Origin of the sequence: Streptomyces sp. NPDC087300 (assembly GCF_044744425.1) — a bacterium.
In the GTDB taxonomy this organism is placed as follows: Bacteria; Actinomycetota; Actinomycetes; order Streptomycetales; family Streptomycetaceae; genus Streptomyces.
Window position 1 is genome coordinate 931,182 of record NZ_JBIUYI010000002.1, and the last position, 21,750, is coordinate 952,931.

Genomic DNA, 21,750 nt, shown 5'->3' on the forward strand with positions numbered 1-21,750 from the left:
GGGGTCACAACCCGCACACTCACCCCTGAGGATCGCCGCATGCCTGGCATCACGCGCGAGGAGGTCGCCCACCTCGCCCGCCTTGCACGTCTGGAGCTGAAGGCCGAGGAGCTCGACCACTTCGCCGGACAGCTCGACGACATCATCGGCGCGGTCGCCCGCGTCTCGGAGGTCGCCGACCAAGACGTACCGCCGACCTCGCACCCGCTGCCGCTGACGAACGTCATGCGCGCGGACGAGGTCCGTCCGTCGCTCACCCCCGAGCAGGCGCTCTCGGGCGCCCCGGCCCAGGAGCAGCAGCGTTTCAAGGTGCCGCAGATCCTGGGGGAGGACTAAAAGAACATGACGGACATCATCAAGCTCACCGCCGCGGAGATCGCGGCGAAGGTCGCCTCCGGCGAGCTCACCGCCGTCGAGGTCACCGAGGCCCACCTGGCCCGCATCGACTCCGTCGACGAGAAGGTGCACGCCTTCCTGCACGTCGACCGCGAGGGCGCGCTCGCGCAGGCCCGCGCCGTCGACGAGAAGCGCGCCAACGGCGAGAAGCTCGGCCCGCTGGCCGGCGTCCCGCTCGCGCTCAAGGACATCTTCACCACCGAGGGCGTGCCGACCACGGTCGGCTCCAAGATCCTCGAAGGCTGGCTCCCGCCGTACGACGCGACGGTCACCAAGCGCCTGAAGGCCGCCGACGTCGTCATCCTCGGCAAGACCAACATGGACGAGTTCGCCATGGGGTCCTCCACCGAGAACAGCGCGTACGGCCCGACCGGCAACCCGTGGGACCTCACCCGCATCCCCGGCGGCTCCGGCGGCGGCTCGTCCGCCGCGCTCGCCGCCTACGAGGCCCCGCTCGCCATCGGCACGGACACCGGCGGCTCCATCCGCCAGCCCGCGGCCGTCACCGGCACGGTCGGCGTCAAGCCCACCTACGGCGGCGTCTCGCGGTACGGCATGGTCGCCTTCTCGTCCTCGCTCGACCAGGGCGGCCCCTGCGCGCGCACGGTGCTCGACGCCGCGTTGCTGCACGAGGTCATCGCCGGTCACGACGAGCTGGACTCGACGTCCATCGACGCGCCGGTCCCGCCGGTCGTCGAGGCGGCGCGGAGCGGCTCCGTGGCGGGCATGCGCGTCGGCGTCGTCAAGCAGTTCCGCGGCGAGGGCTACCAGGCCGGTGTCGTGCAGCGCTTCGACGAGTCGGTGGAGCTGCTCAAGGAGCTCGGCGCCGAGATCGTCGATCTTGACTGCCCGACGTTCGACCTGGCGCTCTCCGCGTACTACCTGATCGCGCCCTCCGAGTGCTCCTCGAACCTCGCCCGGTTCGACGCCATGCGCTACGGCCTGCGCGTCGGTGACGACGGCACGAAGTCCGCCGAGGACGTCACCGCGCTGACCCGCGAGGCCGGCTTCGGCGACGAGGTCAAGCGCCGCGTCATCCTGGGCACGTACGCGCTGAGCTCCGGCTACTACGACGCGTACTACGGCAGCGCCCAGAAGGTCCGCACGCTCATCACCCGCGAGTTCGAGGCCGCCTTCGGACGCGTGGACGTCATCGTCTCGCCGACGACGCCGACCACCGCCTTCCCGATCGGCGAGCGCGCCGACGACCCGATGGCGATGTACCTGGCGGACCTGTGCACCATCCCGACCAACCTGGCGGGCAACGCCGCCATGTCGCTGCCCTGCGGCCTCGCGCCGGAGGACGGCCTGCCGGTCGGCCTGCAGATCATCGCCCCCGCCATGAAGGACGACCGCCTGTACAAGGTGGGCGCTGCCGTCGAGGCCGCCTTCGTGGAAAAGTGGGGACACCCGCTGCTTGAGGAGGCTCCGTCGCTGTGAGTGCCATGACCAAGGCCAAGGGCTTCAAGAAGTCCAAGACCGGTACGTATCTGTCGATCGGCACCACCGCGTTCGGCGCGATCAGCGTGCTCAAGCAGGCCAAGAAGGCCCGCTACGAGCACGACACGCTCCGTCTCGTGGACGCCGTCGTCTCCGCTGCCGCCATCGCCACCGGCGTCGCGCTGCTCTTCCGTGAGCTCAAGCGCCTCGGCGACGACGACGTCCTGCTGGGCTGAGAGGGAAAGTTTCACCGTGACTGTCACTACTGACCTGGTGTCGTACGAGGAAGCCCTCGCGACGTACGACCCCGTCATGGGCCTCGAGGTCCATGTCGAGCTCGGCACCAAGACCAAGATGTTCTGCGGCTGTTCGACGACGCTCGGCGCCGACGCGAACTCGCAGACCTGCCCGACCTGCCTCGGCCTGCCCGGCGCCCTGCCGGTGGTCAACGAGATCGGCGTCGAGTCGGCCATCAAGATCGGCCTCGCGCTGAACTGCGAGATCGCCGAGTGGTGCCGCTTCGCCCGGAAGAACTACTTCTATCCGGACATGCCGAAGAACTTCCAGACCTCCCAGTACGACGAGCCGATCGCCTTCAACGGCTATCTGGACGTCCAGCTGGAGGACGGCGAGGTCTTCCGCGTGGAGATCGAGCGCGCCCACATGGAGGAGGACACCGGCAAGTCGACGCACGTCGGCGGCGCCACCGGCCGCATCCAGGGCGCCTCGCACTCGCTCCTCGACTACAACCGCGCGGGCATCCCGCTCATCGAGATCGTCACCAAGCCGATCGAGGGCGCGGGCGAGCGGGCCCCCGAGGTCGCCAAGGCGTACGTCGCCGAGCTGCGCGAGGTCATCAAGGCGCTCGACGTGTCCGAGGCCCGGATGGACAAGGGCCAGATGCGCTGCGACGTGAACCTGTCGCTGCGCCCGCACGGGCGCGAGGAGTTCGGCACCCGCTCGGAGACCAAGAACGTCAACTCGCTGCGTTCCGTGGAGCGCGCCGCGCGCTTCGAGATCCAGCGGCACGCGGCGGTCCTCAACGGCGGCGGCACGATCGTCCAGGAGACCCGGCACTTCCACGAGGAAGACGGCTCCACGACGTCCGGTCGCATCAAGGACAACGCCGAGGACTACCGCTACTTCCCCGAGCCGGACCTGGTCCCGGTCGCTCCCGCCAGGGAGTGGGTGGAGAAGCTGCGGGCCGCCCTGCCCGAGATGCCGCGGGTGCGCCGCAACCGGCTCCGCGAGGAGTGGGGCGTCACCGAGCACGACATGCAGTCGATCCTCAACGCGGGCGCGGTCGACCCGATCGTCGCCACCACCGAGGCGGGCGCCGACGCGGCGTCGGCCCGCAAGTGGTGGATGGGCGAACTGGCCCGCAACGCCAACGAGTCGGGCAAGACCCTCGAAGAGCTCGCCATCACCCCGGCGCAGGTCGCCAGGGTGACCGCGCTCGTCGCCGCGGGTGACCTCAACGACAAGCTGGCGCGCCAGGTCATCGAGGGCGTCCTCAAGGGCGAGGGCACGCCGGACGAGGTCGTCGAGAAGCGCGGCCTGAAGGTCGTCTCCGACGAGGGCGCGCTGACGACGGCCGTCGACGAGGCCATCGCGGGCAACGCCGCCATCGCCGACAAGATCCGCGGCGGCAAGGTCGCCGCGGTCGGCGCGCTGGTCGGCGCGGTCATGAAGGCCACCCGTGGCCAGGCCGACGCGGCCCGCGTCAAGGAGCTGATCCTGGAGAAGCTGGGCGTCAGCGAGGGCTGAGGCCCACCGGGCGACACGACGAGGGCGGTGCACCTTCCGGGGTGGGCCGCCCTCGGCGCGTCCTGGGACGCCGGGCTAGTCGCCCTCGGGCCGGGGCGGCCCGAAGGGTTCGAAGAACATGTGGTCCAGGGGGTCCTGGTCAGCGCGCAGCCCGCGGAAGCCCTCGGACGCGGAGGGGCCGCCGCGCAGCCAGTTGAGCAGCGTCCCGGTGAAGTTCCCCGCCAGCGGCGGTTCCTGGTCGGCGTGCCGGGGGTGCACGGCGACGCGCCACCGGTCGGGGTCGGGGCCTTCGGCGCACCAGCCGATCTGGTCCCCGTCGATCGTCGAGACGACCGGCAGGAAGCCGCCGGGCTCGGGCCAGGCGGGCATGGGGTGGTACTCGGGGTGCGCCTCGCGCAGGGAGCGGTAGCCCTCCAGCATCTCCTCTGCCTGGGCGGCGAGGCCGAGCCGGTGGTCGAGGTCGAGCGGGGCCGGCATGTCGATCCACCAGCTCCAGTTCCCCGCGCCGTACTGCTCGCTGAGGGCGGTGAAGTCCTGGGGCAGCCGGGTGCCCAGCCGCTCGAAGACCTGCTCCCACGTGCCATCGCCCAGGTGCGGGGTGAGGGGCGGGGGTATCAGCGCGGTGATCGCGTCCAGGCCCTCGCCCTCGGTGAGCGCGGTGTGCTGACGGCCGTCCACGTACGAACCGCGGGGCGGCAGGGTCCAGGGCGCGGCGCCCGCCAGCGGCGACCAGGTCCGCACGGTGGGGGCGAGCGGTCCGAACAGGCCGTCGGGCCCGGCCGGATGCGGCACGCCGCCGCGGGCCGCGGTGGACAGGAGCTCAAGAAACGGCACTCCGTACGCCACCCAGGGCTCCGCGACGCCCACCGCGACGGAGGTGGTCAGGAGCACCACGGGCCACGCGTCGGGGTCCTTGGACAGCGAGGTGTCCCAGAACAGGTGGTCGCCGTCCGACGTCGTGGCGAAGGCGAGCAGGCCGCCCTCGTCGGGCAGGAAGCGGCGCTCCTCGCGGTCCTTCGCCATGAACATCCAGGGGCGGATCGCGGAGTGACGGTGGGTCTCCACCACCCACGACGCGTACTCGTACCGCCCGTCCGAGCTCGTGCACGGCGTGTGCAGGCGGATGGCGCCGGAGCCCAACTCGCCTATCTCCACCGGTCCGTACGCCGAGACGAGCGCCTTGTACTCCGCGGGCAGCGGGACTTCGAGCCAGGCCTCCACGGCGTCCCAGTCGACGGCGGGCGCGGTGCCGGGCGGCGGCCCGAACAGGTCCGTGAAGGCGGCGATGCGCGCGGTGAGATCCATGAATCCGAGGATGGCACCCGGCACTGACAACGCCGTCCTGAGCAGGAATCAGCATCATTCCGTCCAGAACCATTTGGACGTTCACCGCGACTTTGGTCCACGGACTTCACAGGTAAACCGGACGTCACTAGCGTCCCCGCCGAACAGGTCAATGGATCAACCGTGAACCATTGGGTGTCGACTGGGAGGTCGGACGTGGGAGATGTGACGCCGGAGATGTCGCGCAGGCGCCTGATGGCGATCGGTGGGGGTGCGCTCGGAGCCGCCGCGGTCGGCTCCTTCCTGCCGCCCTCGCTGCAGGAGGCGCTCGCGCAGGAGCCGCGGCACAGGGGCGGCGGCCTCGACTCGATCGAGCACGTCGTCATCCTGATGCAGGAGAACCGCTCCTTCGACCACTACTTCGGATCCCTGCGCGGCGTCCGCGGCTTCGGCGACCGCAACGCGATCACGCTCCCCAGCGGCAAGACGGTCTTCGAGCAGCCCGCCGGGCTGCGCACCGTCCTGCCCTTCCCGGTCCGCGGCGCCGCCGAGACGCAGAAGAAGGACCTCCAGTACATCGGGGCGCTCGACCACTCCTGGAGCGGCGGCTCCAAGGCGTGGCACGACGGCTGGTCGGACGGCTGGATCACCGCCAAGACCGCGGCCACGATGGCGTACTACACGCGCCAGGACATCCCGCTGCACTACGAACTCGCCGACACCTTCACCGTCTGCGACGCCTACCACTCCTCCATCCACACCTCCACCAGCCCCAACCGCAACCACCTGTGGAGCGGCAAGACGGGCTACGAGGCGAACGGCAAGCGGGCCGTCGGCAACGACGCCTACGACGAGGGCAAGCACCCCGGCTACGACTGGGGGACGTACGCCGAGCGCCTGGAGAGAGCGGGTGTGAGCTGGCAGACGTACACGGAGTGGGAGAACTTCACCGACAACCAGATCGAGTTCTTCGCCACCTTCAAGGCCATCGCCCGCAAGGTGCTCGCCAAGACCGGCCTCACCTACATGGAGGCCTTCTACGCCAAGGTGCGCGACGCCAAGGACGAGACCGAGCGCGCCAAGTTGCTGGCCGCCCTCGAAGAGGGTGTCGGCACGCTGAACCGGCGCGAGCGGTCCCTCTTCGAGCGCGGTCTGCGCCGCGTGCCGACCGGGAAGCTCGCCGAGGAGTTCGCCAAGGACGTCGCGCGCGGCAAGCTCGCGAAGGTCAGCTATCTGGTGCCGTCCGCGCAGGACTCCGAGCACCCCAGCGTCTCCTCGCCGATCCACAGCGCGACCATCGTCTACAAGGTGCTCGACGCGCTCGCCTCGCACCCCGAGGTGTGGCGGCGCACCGCCGTGTTCATCAACTACGACGAGAACGACGGCTTCTTCGACCACGTGCCGCCGCCCGTGCCGGGCACCGAGTCGGCCGAGGAGAAGGAGGAGCGCTGGGAGGGCAAGCCGACCGGGCTCGGCGTGCGCGTGCCCATGCTGGTCGTCTCGCCCTGGACCGTCGGCGGCTACGTCTGCTCCGAGGTCTTCGACCACACCTCCGTGGTGCGCTTCCTGGAGAAGTGGACCGGGGTGCGCGAGCCCAACATCAGCGCCTGGCGCCGCAAGGTCACCGGCGACCTCACCGGCGCCTTCGACTTCCGGCGTGGCCACCGTCAGCCCGAGGTCGAACAGCCGGGCGCCATCCCGGAGTTCACCGGCCGCTGGAACCCGCAGCCGCCCCTGAAGCAGTCCATGCCCGTCCAGGAGCCCGGCACCCGCCGCGCCAGGCCGCTGCCCTACCAGCCCGACGCGGACGTGACACCGGGCGACGGCGGCTCGCTCACCGTGCGGCTGCGCAACGGCGGCAGCTCCAGCGCGCACTTCGCGCTCTATCCCTACGCCGGTGAGTTCACGCTCCCGCAGCACCGGGACGTCGTGCGCAAGAGCACTTGGACCGTGCCGGTGCCGGGGGACACGTACGCCTTCACGGTCACCGGGCCGAACGGCTTCCGGCGCGAGTTCGCGGGCGGCAAGCCCGGCGAGGGCGGCAAGCGGGGTGCTGACGGTGGCGCGCGCCTCGCCTCCGCGATCACCCGTCGTGAGATCCACCTCACACTGGCCAACCGGGGCCGCGAGCAGCTCGTCTTCACGGTCAAGCCGCTCGGATATGTGGATGAATCCGACATTCGGTCGCGGACGCGAACCATCCGCGTCCGGGCGGGCAGCAGCCGCACGATCGCCTGGCGGACCGCCGACGAGCACGGCTGGTACGACGTCGAGGTCACCGCGGAGGGCGACGGAGCCTTCCGGCGACGGCTGATGGGGCACATCGAGAACGGGCGCGCGAGCGTCTCGGGCTGAGGCCCGTGTGCGAGGAGCGCGCGGGGGTCCGGTGCGAGCCCCCGCGCGCTCCGCGTGCGGCCCCAGCACACCTCTTGTGCCCTTGTGAGTAAGGCCACGAAAGGGACTAAGGATCTCCAAGGGCTGTCAAGGTGACTCCGGCGCTCAAGTCGCCTCTCATGCGTTCTTTGCGGGCGGTTCAGTCGTTTAGCTGCTGTTCCCGATAAAGATCCACGAACCATCCAGGGAGCCAGCCCGTGGCAGCACTCGCCCGGTGGTGTGTCAGGCACCGCCTCGTCGTCGTCCTGCTGTGGCTGCTGGCTCTCGGCGGCACCGCCTCGGCGGCCGCGGTCGCCGGATCCGCGTACTCCAACGACTACGAGGTGCCCGGCACCGAGTCGGGCCGCGCCACCCAGCTCCTGAACGAGGGCTTCCACGGCCTCGGCGGCGACAGCGACACCGTCGTCTGGCACACCGGGGCAGGCACCACCGTGCGCGCCGCCGACGTCGAGCAGACGGTGTCCAAGGCCCTGGACAAGATCGCCGGGATGCCCGCGGTGGCATCGGTGACCAGCCCGTACGAGACCGGGGGCGCGGCCCAGATCAGTGCCGACGGCCGTACCGCGTACGCGACCGTCACCTTCCACGAGCAGGCCGACGACATCGCCGAGGGCGACGCGCAGGCGGTCGTCGACACCGCCAAGGCCGCCGCGTCCGACCACCTCCAGGTCGAGCTCGGCGGCACCGCCATCGGGCTCACCGAGTCCAAGAGCGCCCAGGTCGCCGAGATCGTCGGAGTGGCCGTCGCCGCCGTCGTCCTCTTCCTCGCCTTCGGCTCGCTCGCCGCCGCCTCGCTGCCCATCGCCACCGCGCTGGTCTCGGTGGGCACGGCGTACGCGGGCATCGTGCTGCTCGGCCATCTGATGACGGTCGCGGACTTCGCGCCGATGCTGGGCACCCTGATCGGGCTCGGCGTCGGCATCGACTACGCCCTCTTCATCGTCACCAGACACCGCAAGGGCCTCAAACGCGGCCTGCCCGTGGCCGAGGCCGCCGAGCGGGCGGTCGCCACCACCGGCCGCGCCGTCGTCTTCGCGGGCGCCACCGTCTGCATCGCGCTGCTCGGCATGCTCATCCTGCGGCTCAGCTTCCTCAACGGGGTCGCGATCGCCGCCTCCCTCACCGTGGTGCTCACCGTCGCCGCGTCCGTGACCCTGCTGCCCGCCCTCCTGTCCTGGGCGGGGCCGCGCGTGCTCAGCCGCCGCGAACGGCGCAGGCTCGCCGCGCACGGGCCCGAGCCGGAACTGCCCACCGGCTTCGCCGCCCGCTGGGCCGCCTTCGTGGAGCGCCACCCCAAGCTGCTCGGCGCCCTCGCCGTCGTCGTGATGACGGTCCTCGCGCTGCCCACCTTCGCGCTCCACCTGGGCACGTCCGACCAGGGCAACAACCCGGCGTCCGCCACCACCCGGCAGGCCTACGACCTGCTCGCCGACGGCTTCGGCCCCGGCGTCAACGGCCCGCTGACGCTGGTCAGCGAGGTCTACGGCGCGGGCGACCGCAACGCGCTCACCGACCTCGGCACCACCCTGAAGTCGACCGAGGGCGTCGCCTCCGTGAGCCCGGTGACGTACGCCGAGGACGGCCGCACCGCCTTCCTCACGGTCGTCCCCGACTCGTCCCCGCAGTCCGAGGCGACCAGCGAACTCGTCGACCGGCTGCGCGACGACGTGCTGCCGAAGGCCGGCGCGGACAGCTCCCTCGACGTGCGGGTCGGCGGCGTCACCGCGAGCTACGACGACTTCGCGGAGATCATCGTCGGCAAGCTGCCGCTCTTCGTGGGCGTCGTCATCGGCCTCGGCTGCGTACTGCTCCTGCTCGCCTTCCGCTCGATCGGCATACCGCTCAAGGCCGCCGCGATGAACGTCGCCGCGGTCGCCGCCGCCTTCGGGATCGTCGTCGCGATCTTCCAGTGGGGCTGGGGCAGCGAACTGCTCGGGCTCGGCAGGGCGGGACCCATCGAACCCTTCCTGCCCGTGATCATGGTGTCCGTCCTCTTCGGCCTCTCCATGGACTACCAGGTCTTCCTGGTCAGCCGGATGTACGAGGAGTGGCTGGAGACCGGGGACAACCGCAGGGCCGTGCGGGTCGGTCTCGCCGAGACGAGCCGCGTCATCAACTCCGCCGCCGTGATCATGATTTCGGTCTTCCTGGCGTTCGTGCTCAGCGGCGACCGGGTCATCGCGATGTTCGGCATAGCGCTCGCGGCCGCGGTCGCGCTCGACGCCTTCGTGCTGCGCACCCTGCTCGTCCCGGCGCTCATGCATCTGCTCGGCGGCGCCAACTGGTGGCTGCCCAGGCGCCTCGACCGGCTCCTGCCGCGCATCAGCATCGAGCCGCCCGAATGTCGTTCGAAACCGCGCGACGACCGTGCGAGGATCCCCGGACAGCGGGACGTACACGACGACGCACAGGGGCTAGGGGAGCGGGATGTTCGCGATATCGCTGGACGAGGGCGCTGAGCTGCGACCTGTCGAACCGTGGCAGGCGCAGGAGTTCCTGGAGCACGTCGAGAGGGCGCGGGAGTACACGGGGGAGTGGGTCCCCTTCACCGTGACCGTGAAGGACCTGGAGACCGCGCGCAGGCACCTCCAGAAGTACGCCGACAAGCAGGCCGCCGACACCGGCCGCTTCTACGGCATCTGGCTGGACGGCACGCTCGTCGGCGGGGTCGCCTTCCGGATCTTCGACACCAGCGTGGACGGCTGCGAGCTCGCCGTCTGGCTGGAGCCGACGGTGGCCGGGCGCGGCCTGGTGCACAAGGCCTCGCGGGTCCTCGTCGACTGGGCCGTCGACGTGCGCGGCATGCACCGCGTGGAGTGGCTCGTCTCCTCCCGCAACGACCGCAGCAAGGCGGCGGCCAAGCGGCTCGGGTTCACCCTGGACGGCGTGCTGCGCGAGAGCTTCCCCTGGCAGGGGGTGCGGCACGACATGGAGGTGTGGTCGGTGCTCGCGCCGGAGTGGCGCGCCGCGCGGGACGCTCGTTAAGAGACTTCTCAGACTCCGTCCGTACGGTGCGGGGCATGGGAACCAAGACTGATGAGGCGGCCGGGGCCAAGGAAGCGCCCGGAACAGAGGATGCCGCCGGGACCGAGGACGTGACCGCGTCCGCGAAGGCCGACGCGGCCGACAAGGACACGGCCGACACGACGCAGACGGCGGGGAAGTCGGAGAAGACCGACGTCACGAAGGCGGACGCCGCCACCTCGGCCGATGCCACCTCGGCCGGCGCCACCGAAGCGGGTGACGTCGAGGAGAACGAGGACGAGGACGACCTGGACGACGCCGTTGCCGAGTCCGCGGCCGCCAAGTCCACCGGCGTCGGCCAGGGCGCGACGGCCGTCGTCGCGGCCGCGCTCGGCGTGATCGGCCTCTCCGGCGGCTGGCTCGGCACGATCGCCGGGGCCCGCGCGAACATCACGGGGCAGCTGGAGATGCAGCGGAAGCAGTCCGCGGGCGTCGCCGACCAGCTCCAGGCCCTGTACGGCGACTCCTGGCAGTCCACCGCGATGATCGCCGGGATCTTCGCCCTCGCGGCGCTGGTCGCCGGGTTCGTGGTCCTCGCCAGGCCCGCGTTCGGGGCCCCCGGCCAGGAGCAGGCGCCGTGGATCAAGTCCGTGGCGTGGGCGGGCGTCGTGCTCGGTGTGATCGGGCTGCTCCTCGCCATCGCCAAGTACTCCGACCTGCTGCTCGGGCTGCCTTCCGCACCTTCCTGAGCCGTTCCGCGCACGCCGTAAGGCAGGGGCGGGGCAGGGTCTAAGGACCCCGCCCCGCCCTTCGTCGTACCTAAGGCCCCCCGCCTCATGGAGATGCGGCACTCGCCCGATGTGAGCGACCCCCCTGGGAGAAGAGAGTGGAGACATCGCAGAGAGCGATGGACACCACAGGAACCACCAGACCCGAGGGGTACGAGATGTTCGACTACGAGATGCACCAGATGCGCGCCGCCGAGCTGGCCCAGGCGGCCGCGCACCACCGCCTGGTCCGCGAGGCCCGCAAGGCCACGGCCGCCGCCCGCCGATCGGCCCGCGACGAAGCCGAGGGGCGGGTGAGAGCGCAGCTCGGCAGGGGCCGCTTCACGCGGGCCGCCTGAGCGGACCGGGAACGTGTCGGTGATCACTGGTCGGACAGCGGGTGCCGCGAGGGCAGGGCACTGTGCGATGCTCGCCGCTGTGGAGACCAGGTCCGTCAGCCCGGTGTTCGTCGGCCGAGCCGACGAACTGGGCGCACTCAACGAAGCACTCGCCCGTGCCACGGGATCCCCGCTCGCCGGAGCCGGGGATTCCGGCACGGGTGAGCCCCAGGCGCTGCTGCTCGGCGGCGAGGCGGGCGTCGGCAAGACGCGCCTCGTCGAGGAGTTCACCGCGGCGGCCGAGGAGCGGGGCGCCGTCGTCGCGCTCGGCGGATGCGTCGAGATCGGCGCCGACGGCCTGCCGTTCGCCCCCTTCTCCACCGCGCTGCGCGCACTGCGCCGCAGGCTCCCCGACGAACTCGCCGCCGCGGCCGCGGGCCAGGAGGAGGAGCTCGCCAGGCTGCTGCCCGAACTGAGCTCCACCGCACCGGGCGGCCACCCGGGCGCCAGGCCCGACGAGCAGGGCATGGCCCGCCTCTTCGAACTCACCGCCCGCCTCCTGGAACGGCTCTCGCGCGAGCGCACCATCGTGCTCGCCCTGGAGGACCTGCACTGGGCCGACGCATCGACCCGGCACCTCCTCGCCTACCTCTTCCGCACGCTGCGCGGCGGCCGGCTCGTCCTGCTCGCCACCTATCGCGCCGACGACATCCACCGCCGCCACCCGCTGCGCCCCCTGCTCGCCGAGCTGGACCGGCTGCGCACGGTGCGGCGCATCGAACTCGGCCGGTTCAGCAAGGACGAGGTCGCCCGCCAGATGGCCGGGATACTCGCGGCCGAACCCGAACCGTCCCTGGTCGACGACATATTCGAGCGCTCCGACGGCAACGCCTTCTTCGTCGAGGAGCTCGCGGTCGCCGCCCACGGCACCAGCTGCGCGGGCCTCACGGACTCGCTGCGCGATCTGCTCCTCGTCCGGGTCGAGGCCCTGCCGGAGGCCACCCAGCGGGTGGCCCGGATCGTCGCCGAGGGCGGCTCCACCGTCGAGTACGAACTGCTCGCCGCGGTCACCGGGCTCGCCGAGGACGACCTGATCCAGGCGCTGCGGGCCGCGGTCGGCGCCAACATCCTGCTCGCCTCGCCGGACGGCGACGGCTACCGCTTCCGGCACTCCCTGGTCCGCGAGGCCGTCAGCGACGACCTGCTGCCCGGCGAACGCTCCCGCATCAACCGCCGCTTCGCTCAGGCCCTGGAGTCCGACCCCGCACTCGTCTCCGCCGACCAGCGCGCCGCCCGCCTCGCCACCTACTGGTACTACGCGCACGATGCCGCCAAGGCCCTGCCTGCCGTACTCGGCGCCTCCGTCGAGGCCCGTCACCGGCACGCCTACGCCGAGCAACTGCGCCTGCTGGAGAGGGCGATGGAGCTCTGGGACGACGCCCCCGACGCCGTCCGCGACGAGCTGCGCCCCGCCGACTACGTGGAGGGCTACCCGCCCTGCGGCTGCGACCCGGCCACCACCCCGCTGGACTATCTGGACCTGATGGCCGAGGCCACCGTCGCCGGCCGGCTCTGCGGCGAACGCGACCGTGCCCTGAAGATCACCAAGCGCGCCCTGCGGCTCCTGGACGACGGGCACGACCCGCTGCGCTCGGCCTGGTTCTGGATCGCCCGCTCCCGTCTCATCTCCACCCTCGGCCGCGGCGACGGCTGGGAGGAGATCGCCAAGGCGCAGGAACTCGTCCGCGGCCTGCCGCCCTCCGAGGTGCACGCGGAGGTCCTCGTACACCGCGCCTCCTGGGGCATGCTGCACGACCCGGGCGCCGAGACGCTCGCCGTCGCCGAACAGGCCGTCGAGTACGCCCGCATGGTCGGGGCCGACGTCATCGAGCTCAACGCCCGGCTCACCCGCGGCGCCCTCCTCATCGAGGCGGGCGACCCCGAGACGGGCCTCGCCGAGATGTACGAGATCAGGGACCGCGTCGTCCGCGAGGCCCTGGTCACCAATCTGAGCCGCGCCCACATCAACCTGCCCTCGTCCCTCGAAGGCGTCGGCCGCTCCGCCGAGGCGGTGCGGGTCGCGAAGGAAGGCATCGAGTTCTGCCGGAAGTACGGCCTGGTGGACACCGAGGGCTGGGTCTGGGCCAACGCGGCCGAGTCCCTCATCTCCCTCGGCCGCTGGGACGAGGCGGCCGAGGCCGTCACCCAGACCCAGCGCTGCGTGCAGAGTTCGAAGCCGCGGGTCTCCGCCGCCGAACGCACCGCGCGCATGGCGCTCTTCCGCGGCGACCTCACCGCCGCCACCCGGCACATGCAGATCGCCCACCAGCACCTCGGCACCCATGACCCGCAACCCCAGTACCTCCTTCTGCTGATCCGCATCGCCCTCGACATCGCCGCGGGCGAGGGGCGCGTCCTGGACGGCCGCGCCGAGTTCGAACGCGGCGTCGCCACCGGCCTGCCCGTCGGCACCTACAAGTACGGCTGGCCGCTGGTGCTCGCCGCCGCCACGATGGAGGCCGACGCCCGGGGCCTGCCCGTCGCCGAGCCCGGCCGCCCCGCCGCCGTCGAACTGATCCGCAAGGCCGCCAAGGCCCTCGCCACCCCCATCCCGCTCTGGCGCGCCTACGACGAGTGGACGCGCGCCGAACTCCTGCGCTCCGAGGGCCGCGACCGCCCCGACGACTGGTCCGCCGTGGTCACCGCCCTGGAACCCATGGACCGCCCCTACGACCTCGCCCAGGCGCGGCTGCGCCTCGCCGAGTCCCTCCTCACCGCGAACGGCACGGACCGCGACCGCGCCGCCCACCTCCTGCGCCAGGCCGGTCAGGAGGCCGAGCGGCTCGGCGCCCGGCCGCTCGCCGACGCCGTCACCGGTCTCGCCCAGCGCGCCCGCCTCAACCTCGACAGGGCCGAGGCCGCCAGGGAGCCCGCCGCCCCCGCCGATCCCGCCGACGCGCTCGGCCTGACCAGCCGGGAGCGCGACGTGCTGCGCCTGGTCGCGGTGGGCCGCAGCAACCGCCAGATCGCCGAGGAGCTGTTCATCTCCCCGAAGACGGCGAGCGTCCACGTCTCCAACATCCTCGCCAAGCTCTCCGTCACCGGCCGCGGCGAAGCCGCCGCGCTCGCCCACCGGCTACGGCTCTTCCCGGTCGAGAGCGCGGTGACACCCGGCTGACCTGCGCTTCTCGGGCCCCGGCCGGTTTCTGTCGCGCTCGCCTACGCTTGACGGCAGAGACTCGGCTCCAGGGAGGCGCAGTGTTCACTCCGTTCGAAGCTCTTTTCGCACCGGGACGCAGGCACACCGAGGAGGAGAAGAAACGCCTGGAACTGACGCGCGTGGACCTCGCCGACGGTGATCCCGGCCGGGGACCGATAGATCTGACGTCGGGCAAGGTGGTCGTCCGCGCCCCGGTGTCGGCGTCGCCCGCGGACGAGATATCCGGCGCGGAGGAGATAGCGGAGGAGATATCCGACCCGGAGGAGGCAGCCCGCTCCGAGGAGTCGGACTCGTCCGGTCAGAGCTAGCCCTCCTCGACCTCCCGGACCTCCCGCCGATCCCGTGGTCGCGTCACTTCACCTCCACCTCCAGGATCCTGTCGTCCCCCTTCTCCGGCGTCCCCCGCGAGTCCGTCTCGCTCGTGACCAGCCAGAGCTTGTCGCCGCCCGCCGCGAGCACCGTACGCAGCCTGCCGTACTCACCCTTCAGATGCGCCTCCGGCTTTCCCGCCGGTGTCATGCCCCGGACCGGGACGCGCCACAGCCGCTCGCCGCGCAGCCCCGCCATCCAGACCGAGCCCTCCGCGTACGCGACGCCGCTCGGTGAGGCCTCGGAGGTCTTCCACTGGGCGACCGGGTCGTGGTACCCGTCCTCACCGGCCTTGCCCTCGGCCTCCGGCCAGCCGTAGTTGTCACCGGCCTTGATCTCGTTCAGCTCGTCCCAGGTGTCCTGGCCGAACTCCGAGGCCCAGAGGCGCTTGCGCTCGTCCCAGGCGAGACCCTGCACATTGCGGTGGCCGTACGAATAGACGGGGGAGTCACCGAAGGGGTTGTCGGGGGCCGGTTCGCCGTCCGGGGTGAGGCGGAGGATCTTGCCGCCCAGGGACTTCTTGTCCTGCGCGAGGCCGGTGTCACCCGTCTCGCCCGTGCCCGCGTACAGCATCTTGTCCGGGCCGAAGGCGATCCGGCCGCCGTTGTGGATCATGCCCTTGGGGATGCCCTTGAAGATGGTGTCGGGTGCGCCCAACTGCTCGCCGGAGGGCTTCTTCTCGTCGTACAGCATGCGGGCGACGCGGTTGTCGGACTCCGTCGTGAAGTACGCGTACACCATGTGGTCCGATGCGTACGTGGGGGAGACGGCGAGGCCCATCAGGCCGCCCTCGCCGCCGGGGGAGACGCCCGGCACCGAGCCGAGCTCCGTCTTCTTGCCCGAATCGGTGTCGACACGAGTGATCGTCCCCTTGTCCCGTGAGGACACCAGGAGGTCACCGCCGGGGAGCGCCGCGAGGCCCCACGGGGACCTCAGGTCCTTGGTGAGGGTGCGGGTGACCTTCGCCGAGCCCTTCTCCGGTGGGGCGTCGGCGCCGGGCTTCCCGCTCGGGGACGGGCTCGACGTGCCCGGGTCCCGCGAGCCGTCCCGCCCGCCGGAATCGTCACCTCCGCCGGACGAGCACCCGGCCGCGAACACGAGGGCAGCGGCGGCCAATACGGCCGTAACAGCAGGTCGTTGCACGATCAGGTCCCTTCGACGCAGCGCTTCTACTGTTCATACACCGCTCGCGCCCCGCAGGTTCCCGATCCGCCACGACGAGATCCCCACGGCCCGGTCCCGCGCCTCTCAGTCCCACGACCCCAACGCCGCGGGCAGCGCCGCGAGCTCCGCCAGGTCCGCCGGTGTCAGGCGCACCGCCGCCGCCCCCGCGTTCTCCACCGCCCAGCGGTCCCGCTTCGCGCCGGGCACCGGCACCACGTGCCGGCCCTGTTCGAGCACCCAGGCGAGCGCGATCTGCGCGGGCGTCGCGCCGTGCCGCTCCGCGATCCGGCGCAGGCCCACCACCAGCGGCTGGTTGGCGGCCATCATCTCGGCGGTGAAGCGGGGGTGCCTGGCCCGCAGGTCGTCCGGCTCGAAGCCCTGGCCCGGCGTCAGCGTCCCCGTGAGGAAACCGTTCCCCAGCGGCATCGCGGCGAGGAAGCCGACCCCGCGCGCCTCGCACCAGGGCAGCAGCGCGTCCAGGGCCTCCGGCGACCACACCGACAGCTCGGCCTGCACGGCGCTCACCGGGAAGACCTGCTGCACCCGCTCAAGCTGCCGGATCGTCGTGTCGTGCAGCCCCGCCACCGGCCGCCCGGGAGCCGGGCGCCGCCGGGCGCGCGCCCCCACCGCGCACAGCCCGAGCGCCCGCACCTTCCCCGCGGCGACGAGCTCCGCCATCGCGCCCCAGGTCTCCTCGACGGGCACCTCGGGGTCGGCGCGGTGCAGCTGGTACAGGTCGATGGTGTCGGTCTGCAACCGCCGCAGCGAGGCGTCGCAGGCCCGCTTCACATAGCCGGGGCGGCCGTTGGCGACGATGTGCTGATCGCCCACCAGCAGCCCGCACTTCGTCGAGACGAACGCGTCCGCGCGCCGCTCCTTGAGCACCCTGCCGAGCAGCAGCTCATTGGTGAAGGGGCCGTACATGTCCGCCGTGTCCAGCAGCGTCGCCGCCCGCCCCGAGGCGTCCAACGCGGCGTGCACGGTGCGCACCGACGCGTCGCCCCGCTGCCGCGAACCGGTGTAGGCCCAGCTCATCGGCATGCAACCGAGTCCGACTGCGCCCACTTCGAGTGCCGCCGCACCGATCGTCCTGCGCTCCACCTGGCCGTGCCCTCCCCACTCCTCGTTCGGAGATCATCCAAACTAACCGCTGCCGTCCCGGCCCCGACCGCTGCCTCCCCGCAGGCCACGCGCGGGGAGGCGCATTAGCCTCCTGACCATGACGAAAGATGTGGCGACAGACGTATGGCTCCCGTTCGAGGCGCACGAGGTCGAGGGGCTGCCCCCGGCGGCCGACGCGGGCCTCAACTACCGCTACTGGGACGGCGGTCCCGACTTCCCCGCCGACCCGGCGGACTGCGCCTTCTACGTGGTGCCGTACATGAAGGGCACGGAGATCGCGGTACGCCCGCTGTCCGCGATGACGTCGGTGGGCGTCGTACAGACACTGACCGCGGGGATCGACCACGTGGAGCCGGGGATCCCCGTCCTCGCGCCGGGCGTGCGGCTGTGCAACGCCCGTGGGGTGCACGAGACGAGCACCGCCGAGCTCGCGCTCACCCTGGTCCTCGCGTCGCTGCGGGGCCTGCCGCGGTTCGTGGAGGGGCAGCGCGAGGAGGAGTGGCACGCCGGGTTCTACCCCGCGCTCGCCGACAAGTCCGTCCTGATCGTGGGCTACGGATCGATCGGTTCCGCCATCGAGGACCGGCTCGCTCCGTTTGACTGCGCGCGGGTGGCGCGCGTCGCGCGCTCCGCCCGTGCCACGGAGCGCGGCCCCGTGCATCCGCTCGTCGAACTGCCCTCTCTGCTGCCCGAAGCCGACGTCGTCATCCTCTCGACGCCGCTCACCGAGACCACCCGTGGCCTGGCGGGAGCCGACTTCCTGGCGCGGATGAAGGACGGCGCGCTCCTGGTGAACGTCGCCCGCGGACCCGTGGTCGACACCAAGGCGCTCCTCGCCGAACTGGAGTCCGGCCGGATCACCGCCGCCCTGGACGTGACCGATCCAGAACCGCTGCCCGCAGGTCACCCGCTGTGGCACGCTCCCGGGGTGCTCATCAGCCCGCACGTGGGCGGCTCCAGTTCGGCCTTCCTGCCCCGCGCGAAGCGGCTGCTGGCCGATCAGCTGAGCCGGTACGCGGCCGGGCAGCCGCTGCGCAACGTCGTGCTGACGACGGGCAGTTGATCGCCTGACACCCGTTCGTGCACGCTCCGCACCCGCTCGTGTGCGCCCCGTGTCCGCTTCTCCGCCGGTAGTCACGGAGAGTAGAGCGACTATGTCCCTGAGTGACGAGACTGGTGTATCGTCCCGACAGGGGATGCGCCGTGGACCGTTCGGCGCGGGGACGAGACATCAGACTGCGAGGGGGGCGACGGGCGATGCACGGCCTATGGGCGAACGATCCGACGCGGCGGGACAGCCGCCGGCGACTCTCACGCGCACCGGCCCGCAGACGCAGGCGGTGCAGTTGTCGCACGAGCGGCCGACGCCGTACCCATCAGCGACAGAGCCAGCACGGCTGTCGCGGGGGCCGGACGGACACGGGGGCGGCGCGGACCAGGGCGGCCCGGTGAACGCCCGCCCGTCCGGCGCCACCGTCCTCGACGGGGGCCTGGCGGCACAGCTGCCTCCCAGGGCCCCGGGGACCCGCCGCCCCGTGCCGGGCGGCCGCGGTCTCGTCTCCCAGCTGGTCCTGCTGATCGTCTGCGGCGGATACGCCGCGGGATCGGCGCTCGGCTGGGGATCCGGCCGACTCGCCCTGTTCATGGGCGACTTCGGGCTGAGCATCGCGGCCGCGGCCGCCGCGATCTCCTGCTTCCGCTACTCACGCACCCGCCGCAGCCGGTTTCGACCCGCATGGCTGCTGTTCGCGCTCTCCTCCGCGATGGCAGCACTCGGTAACGGCGTATGGGGCTGGTACGAGGTCGTCCTCGAACAGCCCGTGCCGAGTCCGGGGCTCGCCGACCTCTTCTTCCTGTGCTTCGCCCCGCCCGCCATCATCGGCCTCCTCGTGCTAGCCAAACGGCCGGTGACGAAGGCCGGTTGGGTGTGCCTCGCCCTCGACTCCTGGCTGATCGGGGGCTCGCTCCTCACGCTCTCCTGGAGCCTGGCCCTCGCGCACACCGCCCAGTTCGAGGGCCAGAGCGTCGCGCACGCCGCGCTCTCGCTCGCCTATCCGCTGCTCGACATCGCGCTCGTCAGCATGGTCCTGGCGCTGCACTTCAGACGATCGTCCGCCAACCGCAGCGCGGTGAACACCGCGATCGGCGCGCTGGCCCTGACCGTCATGTGCGACGCGATCTTCACCTCACCGCTGCTGCACGCCAGTTACCGCTCGGGGCAGATGCTGGACGCGGGCTGGTTCGCCGGTTCGCTCCTGCTCGCCTACGCACCGTGGGCGGCGCCCTGGCACGCGCGGGACGGTGCCGGTCACGGACCCGCGCACGTGACGTACGACAGCGGTCCCGAGGAGCCGCGGGCGCTCGCCGCCGCGACCCGCCCGATCGCCGGTTCGCTGGCCGCCCTCACGCCCTATCTGGCCGCCGCCGTCTGCACGTTGGGGATCCTCTACAACATCCTCAGCGGGCGCAGCGTGGACCACGTCGTGCTCTTCACCGCGGGCACCGTCGTGCTCGCCCTCGTGGTGCGCCAGGGCATCATGCTCCTGGACAACATCACCCTCACCCAGGAACTGGCCCAGAAGGAGAACCACTTCCGCTCCCTGGTGCAGGGCTCCAGCGACGTCATCATGATCGCCGCGCCGAACGGCATCCTGCGGTACGTGAGTCCGGCCGCCGCCGGGGTCTACGGGCGCGACGCCGAGGAGCTCGTCGGCTCCGAACTCGCCTCGCTCATGCACCCCGAGGACCTCGGCCGGGTCGTCCACGAGGTGCGCAGATTCCTCGCCGCCAACCCCGTCGATGAGCCCACCACCCGCATCGAGTGCCGCTTCAAGTCCGGCGACGGCGACTGGCTGAACGTCGAGTCGACCGTCAACCGCCACCAGGGCGGCCTGATCTTCAACAGCAGGGACGTGACCGAACGGGTCAGGCTCCAGGCGCAGTTGCAGCACAACGCGGAGCACGACCCGCTCACCGACCTGCCCAACCGTGCCCTGTTCACCCGGCGCGTCAGCCAGGCGCTGACCGGCCGGAGAGTGACCGACCGGGGCACGGCCGTGCTCTTCATCGACCTCGACGGCTTCAAGGCCGTCAACGACACCATCGGCCACCAGGCCGGTGACGAGCTCCTCATCCAGGCCGCGCGCAGACTTCAGGAGGCGGTGCGTTCGGGCGACACCGCCTCCCGGCTCGGCGGCGATGAGTTCGCGGCCCTCATCGTCGGCGACGGGACCAGGGACCACGCCGCGAGAGAACGGCATATCTTCGAGCTCGCCGACCGGCTGAGAATCACCCTGTCCCAGCCCTACGCCATCGACGGCAACGACGTACGCGTCGCGGCGTCCATCGGGGTGTCCTTCGCCGAACCGGGCATCGGCGCGGGGGAGTTGCTGCGCAACGCGGACCTCGCGATGTACCGCGCCAAAGCCGCGGGCAAGGGCCGCGTCGAGCTCTACGCACCCCAGATGCAGGCCGACGTCGTACGCAAGGCGGAGCTCGCCACGCGGCTGCGCGCCGCCCTGCACGACGGGGAGTTCGCGCTGCTCCACCAGCCCGTGGTCTCCCTGGACAGTGGCCGGATCACATCGGTCGCCGCGCAGGCCCGCTGGCGTTCGGCGCAGGGCATCCTCTTCACCCCCGGCGAGTTCCTGCGTGTCTCCGAGAACGGCGAGGGACGGGAGGGCGACCGCACAGCGGAGCTGGGCCGCTGGATGCTGGAGGAGGCCGTCGAGCAGGCCGCGGAGCGCGGCCGCACCGGGCACGCGGTGCCCGTGGCCGTACGGATGAGCGCGCGGCGCCTCCTGGACCGGTCCATGCCGCTCGGCTCCATCGAGGCGCTGCTGACGCGGCACGGCCTGCCCTCGGGCGCGCTGATCATCGAGCTCGCCGACAGCGACCCGCGGGTGCCGCTCGACGACCTGGAGCGCCGCCTCACGGCCCTGCGCAGGCTCGGCGTACGCGTCGCGCTCGGCGGGTTCGGCAGTGGCTACGCGGCCATCACGGCGCTGCGCCGGCTCCCCGTGGACGTACTGAAGCTGGACCGCAGCCTGATCGAGGGCGTCGTCGAGTCCGCGCGGCTCTACAAGATCACTTCGGGTCTCCTTCGCATCGCGGGCGACCTCGGGCTGCTCTCCGTGGCCGACGGCGTCGACCTGCCCGAACAGGTGGTCGCGCTGCGCGCCATGGGCTGCACGCACGGGCAGGGCATGGCGTTCTCCGGGCCCCTCGACGAGTACCGGCTGCGCCGGGCGCTGTCGACGGGCGAGTACCGGGTGCCGCGCTGTCCGGCCGAGCCGGTGTTCGCGGGCGGGCCCGCCACGCCGTACGCGAGCGGGGCCTCGGGGCCGTTCCTGGGCGGCTCGCCGGGCACGCTCACGGCGGGTGTCCCGCGCTTCGCCCGCTCACATAATGAGACCCCCGTCCCACCTACTTGACAGGCATTGCGTGCCGGGGGGAGGGTCAATGCCATGCGCACCCGAATTCTCGTACTTGGAAAGCGCGTCGGCTGAAGCTGGGACTGACCGGT

The 21,750-nt window shown here is 71.7% G+C and carries 16 protein-coding genes; 13 read left to right on the plus strand and 3 right to left on the minus strand.

The genetic code is table 11. The annotated features are described in order from the left end of the window. Positions 1-39 precede the first annotated feature (39 nt). From gatC to gatB, 4 genes are read left to right on the plus strand one after another with little or no spacing between them, the layout of a single operon-like run. On the plus strand, positions 40-336 hold the full coding sequence (gene gatC / locus ACIO9J_RS09735) for an Asp-tRNA(Asn)/Glu-tRNA(Gln) amidotransferase subunit GatC (RefSeq protein ID WP_010984178.1): 297 nt from the start codon (positions 40-42) through the stop codon (positions 334-336). 6 nt (positions 337-342) lie between these two features. After that, positions 343-1,836 carry an Asp-tRNA(Asn)/Glu-tRNA(Gln) amidotransferase subunit GatA gene (gatA, locus tag ACIO9J_RS09740; RefSeq protein WP_401995206.1) on the plus strand — a complete coding sequence of 498 codons (1,494 nt, stop codon included), beginning with the start codon at positions 343-345 and terminating at the stop codon, positions 1,834-1,836. A gap of 5 nt (positions 1,837-1,841) precedes the next feature. Then, positions 1,842-2,072, plus strand: coding sequence for a hypothetical protein (locus tag ACIO9J_RS09745; protein WP_055544797.1), 231 nt, complete (start codon positions 1,842-1,844; stop codon positions 2,070-2,072). Between the two features lie 16 nt (positions 2,073-2,088). Beyond that, positions 2,089-3,603, plus strand: coding sequence for an Asp-tRNA(Asn)/Glu-tRNA(Gln) amidotransferase subunit GatB (gatB, locus tag ACIO9J_RS09750; protein ID WP_401995208.1), 1,515 nt, complete (start codon positions 2,089-2,091; stop codon positions 3,601-3,603). Positions 3,604-3,678: 75 nt separating this feature from the next. Here gatB and ACIO9J_RS09755 read toward each other — a convergent pair whose 3' ends face one another. Continuing rightward, positions 3,679-4,908, minus strand: coding sequence for an SMI1/KNR4 family protein (locus ACIO9J_RS09755; RefSeq protein ID WP_401995211.1), 1,230 nt, complete (start codon positions 4,906-4,908; stop codon positions 3,679-3,681). A 204-nt stretch (positions 4,909-5,112) separates the two neighbouring features. On the opposite strand from ACIO9J_RS09755, the gene ACIO9J_RS09760 reads away from it, so the two are divergent. The 7 genes from ACIO9J_RS09760 (at position 5,113) to ACIO9J_RS09790 (ending at position 14,878) form a co-directional block, all read left to right on the plus strand. Then, on the plus strand, positions 5,113-7,242 hold the full coding sequence (locus ACIO9J_RS09760) for a phosphocholine-specific phospholipase C (RefSeq protein WP_401995955.1): 2,130 nt from the start codon (positions 5,113-5,115) through the stop codon (positions 7,240-7,242). Positions 7,243-7,478: 236 nt separating this feature from the next. After that, positions 7,479-9,740: an MMPL family transporter gene (locus tag ACIO9J_RS09765; protein ID WP_401995214.1), complete on the plus strand. Its 2,262-nt coding sequence runs from the start codon at positions 7,479-7,481 to the stop codon at positions 9,738-9,740. Then, a complete protein-coding gene (locus ACIO9J_RS09770; protein ID WP_401995217.1) occupies positions 9,709-10,266 on the plus strand; it encodes a GNAT family N-acetyltransferase in 558 nt (185 codons plus the stop codon). The genes ACIO9J_RS09765 and ACIO9J_RS09770 overlap by 32 nt, the downstream gene beginning before the upstream one ends. A 35-nt stretch (positions 10,267-10,301) precedes the next feature. After that, a complete protein-coding gene (locus ACIO9J_RS09775) occupies positions 10,302-10,994 on the plus strand; it encodes a hypothetical protein (RefSeq protein ID WP_401995220.1) in 693 nt (230 codons plus the stop codon). 158 nt (positions 10,995-11,152) lie between these two features. Beyond that, entirely contained in the window at positions 11,153-11,371 is a 219-nt protein-coding gene (locus ACIO9J_RS09780; RefSeq protein ID WP_401995223.1) for a hypothetical protein, read from the plus strand. Between the two features lie 67 nt (positions 11,372-11,438). Then, entirely contained in the window at positions 11,439-14,528 is a 3,090-nt protein-coding gene (locus ACIO9J_RS09785; protein ID WP_401995226.1) for an AAA family ATPase, read from the plus strand. An 80-nt stretch (positions 14,529-14,608) separates the two neighbouring features. Then, a complete protein-coding gene (locus ACIO9J_RS09790; RefSeq protein WP_401995229.1) occupies positions 14,609-14,878 on the plus strand; it encodes a DUF6191 domain-containing protein in 270 nt (89 codons plus the stop codon). A gap of 43 nt (positions 14,879-14,921) precedes the next feature. Here ACIO9J_RS09790 and ACIO9J_RS09795 read toward each other — a convergent pair whose 3' ends face one another. Next, on the minus strand, positions 14,922-16,088 hold the full coding sequence (locus tag ACIO9J_RS09795) for a PQQ-dependent sugar dehydrogenase (protein WP_401995958.1): 1,167 nt from the start codon (positions 16,086-16,088) through the stop codon (positions 14,922-14,924). Positions 16,089-16,187: 99 nt separating this feature from the next. Further along, positions 16,188-17,204, minus strand: a complete 1,017-nt coding sequence (locus ACIO9J_RS09800) for an aldo/keto reductase (RefSeq protein WP_401995232.1) — start codon at positions 17,202-17,204, stop codon at positions 16,188-16,190. Between the two features lie 118 nt (positions 17,205-17,322). On the opposite strand from ACIO9J_RS09800, the gene ACIO9J_RS09805 reads away from it, so the two are divergent. Both ACIO9J_RS09805 and ACIO9J_RS09810 read left to right on the plus strand, forming a co-directional pair. Further along, a complete protein-coding gene (locus tag ACIO9J_RS09805) occupies positions 17,323-18,288 on the plus strand; it encodes a 2-hydroxyacid dehydrogenase (RefSeq protein ID WP_401995235.1) in 966 nt (321 codons plus the stop codon). Between the two features lie 385 nt (positions 18,289-18,673). Next, positions 18,674-21,658: a putative bifunctional diguanylate cyclase/phosphodiesterase gene (locus tag ACIO9J_RS09810; RefSeq protein ID WP_401995238.1), complete on the plus strand. Its 2,985-nt coding sequence runs from the start codon at positions 18,674-18,676 to the stop codon at positions 21,656-21,658. Positions 21,659-21,750 lie beyond the last annotated feature (92 nt).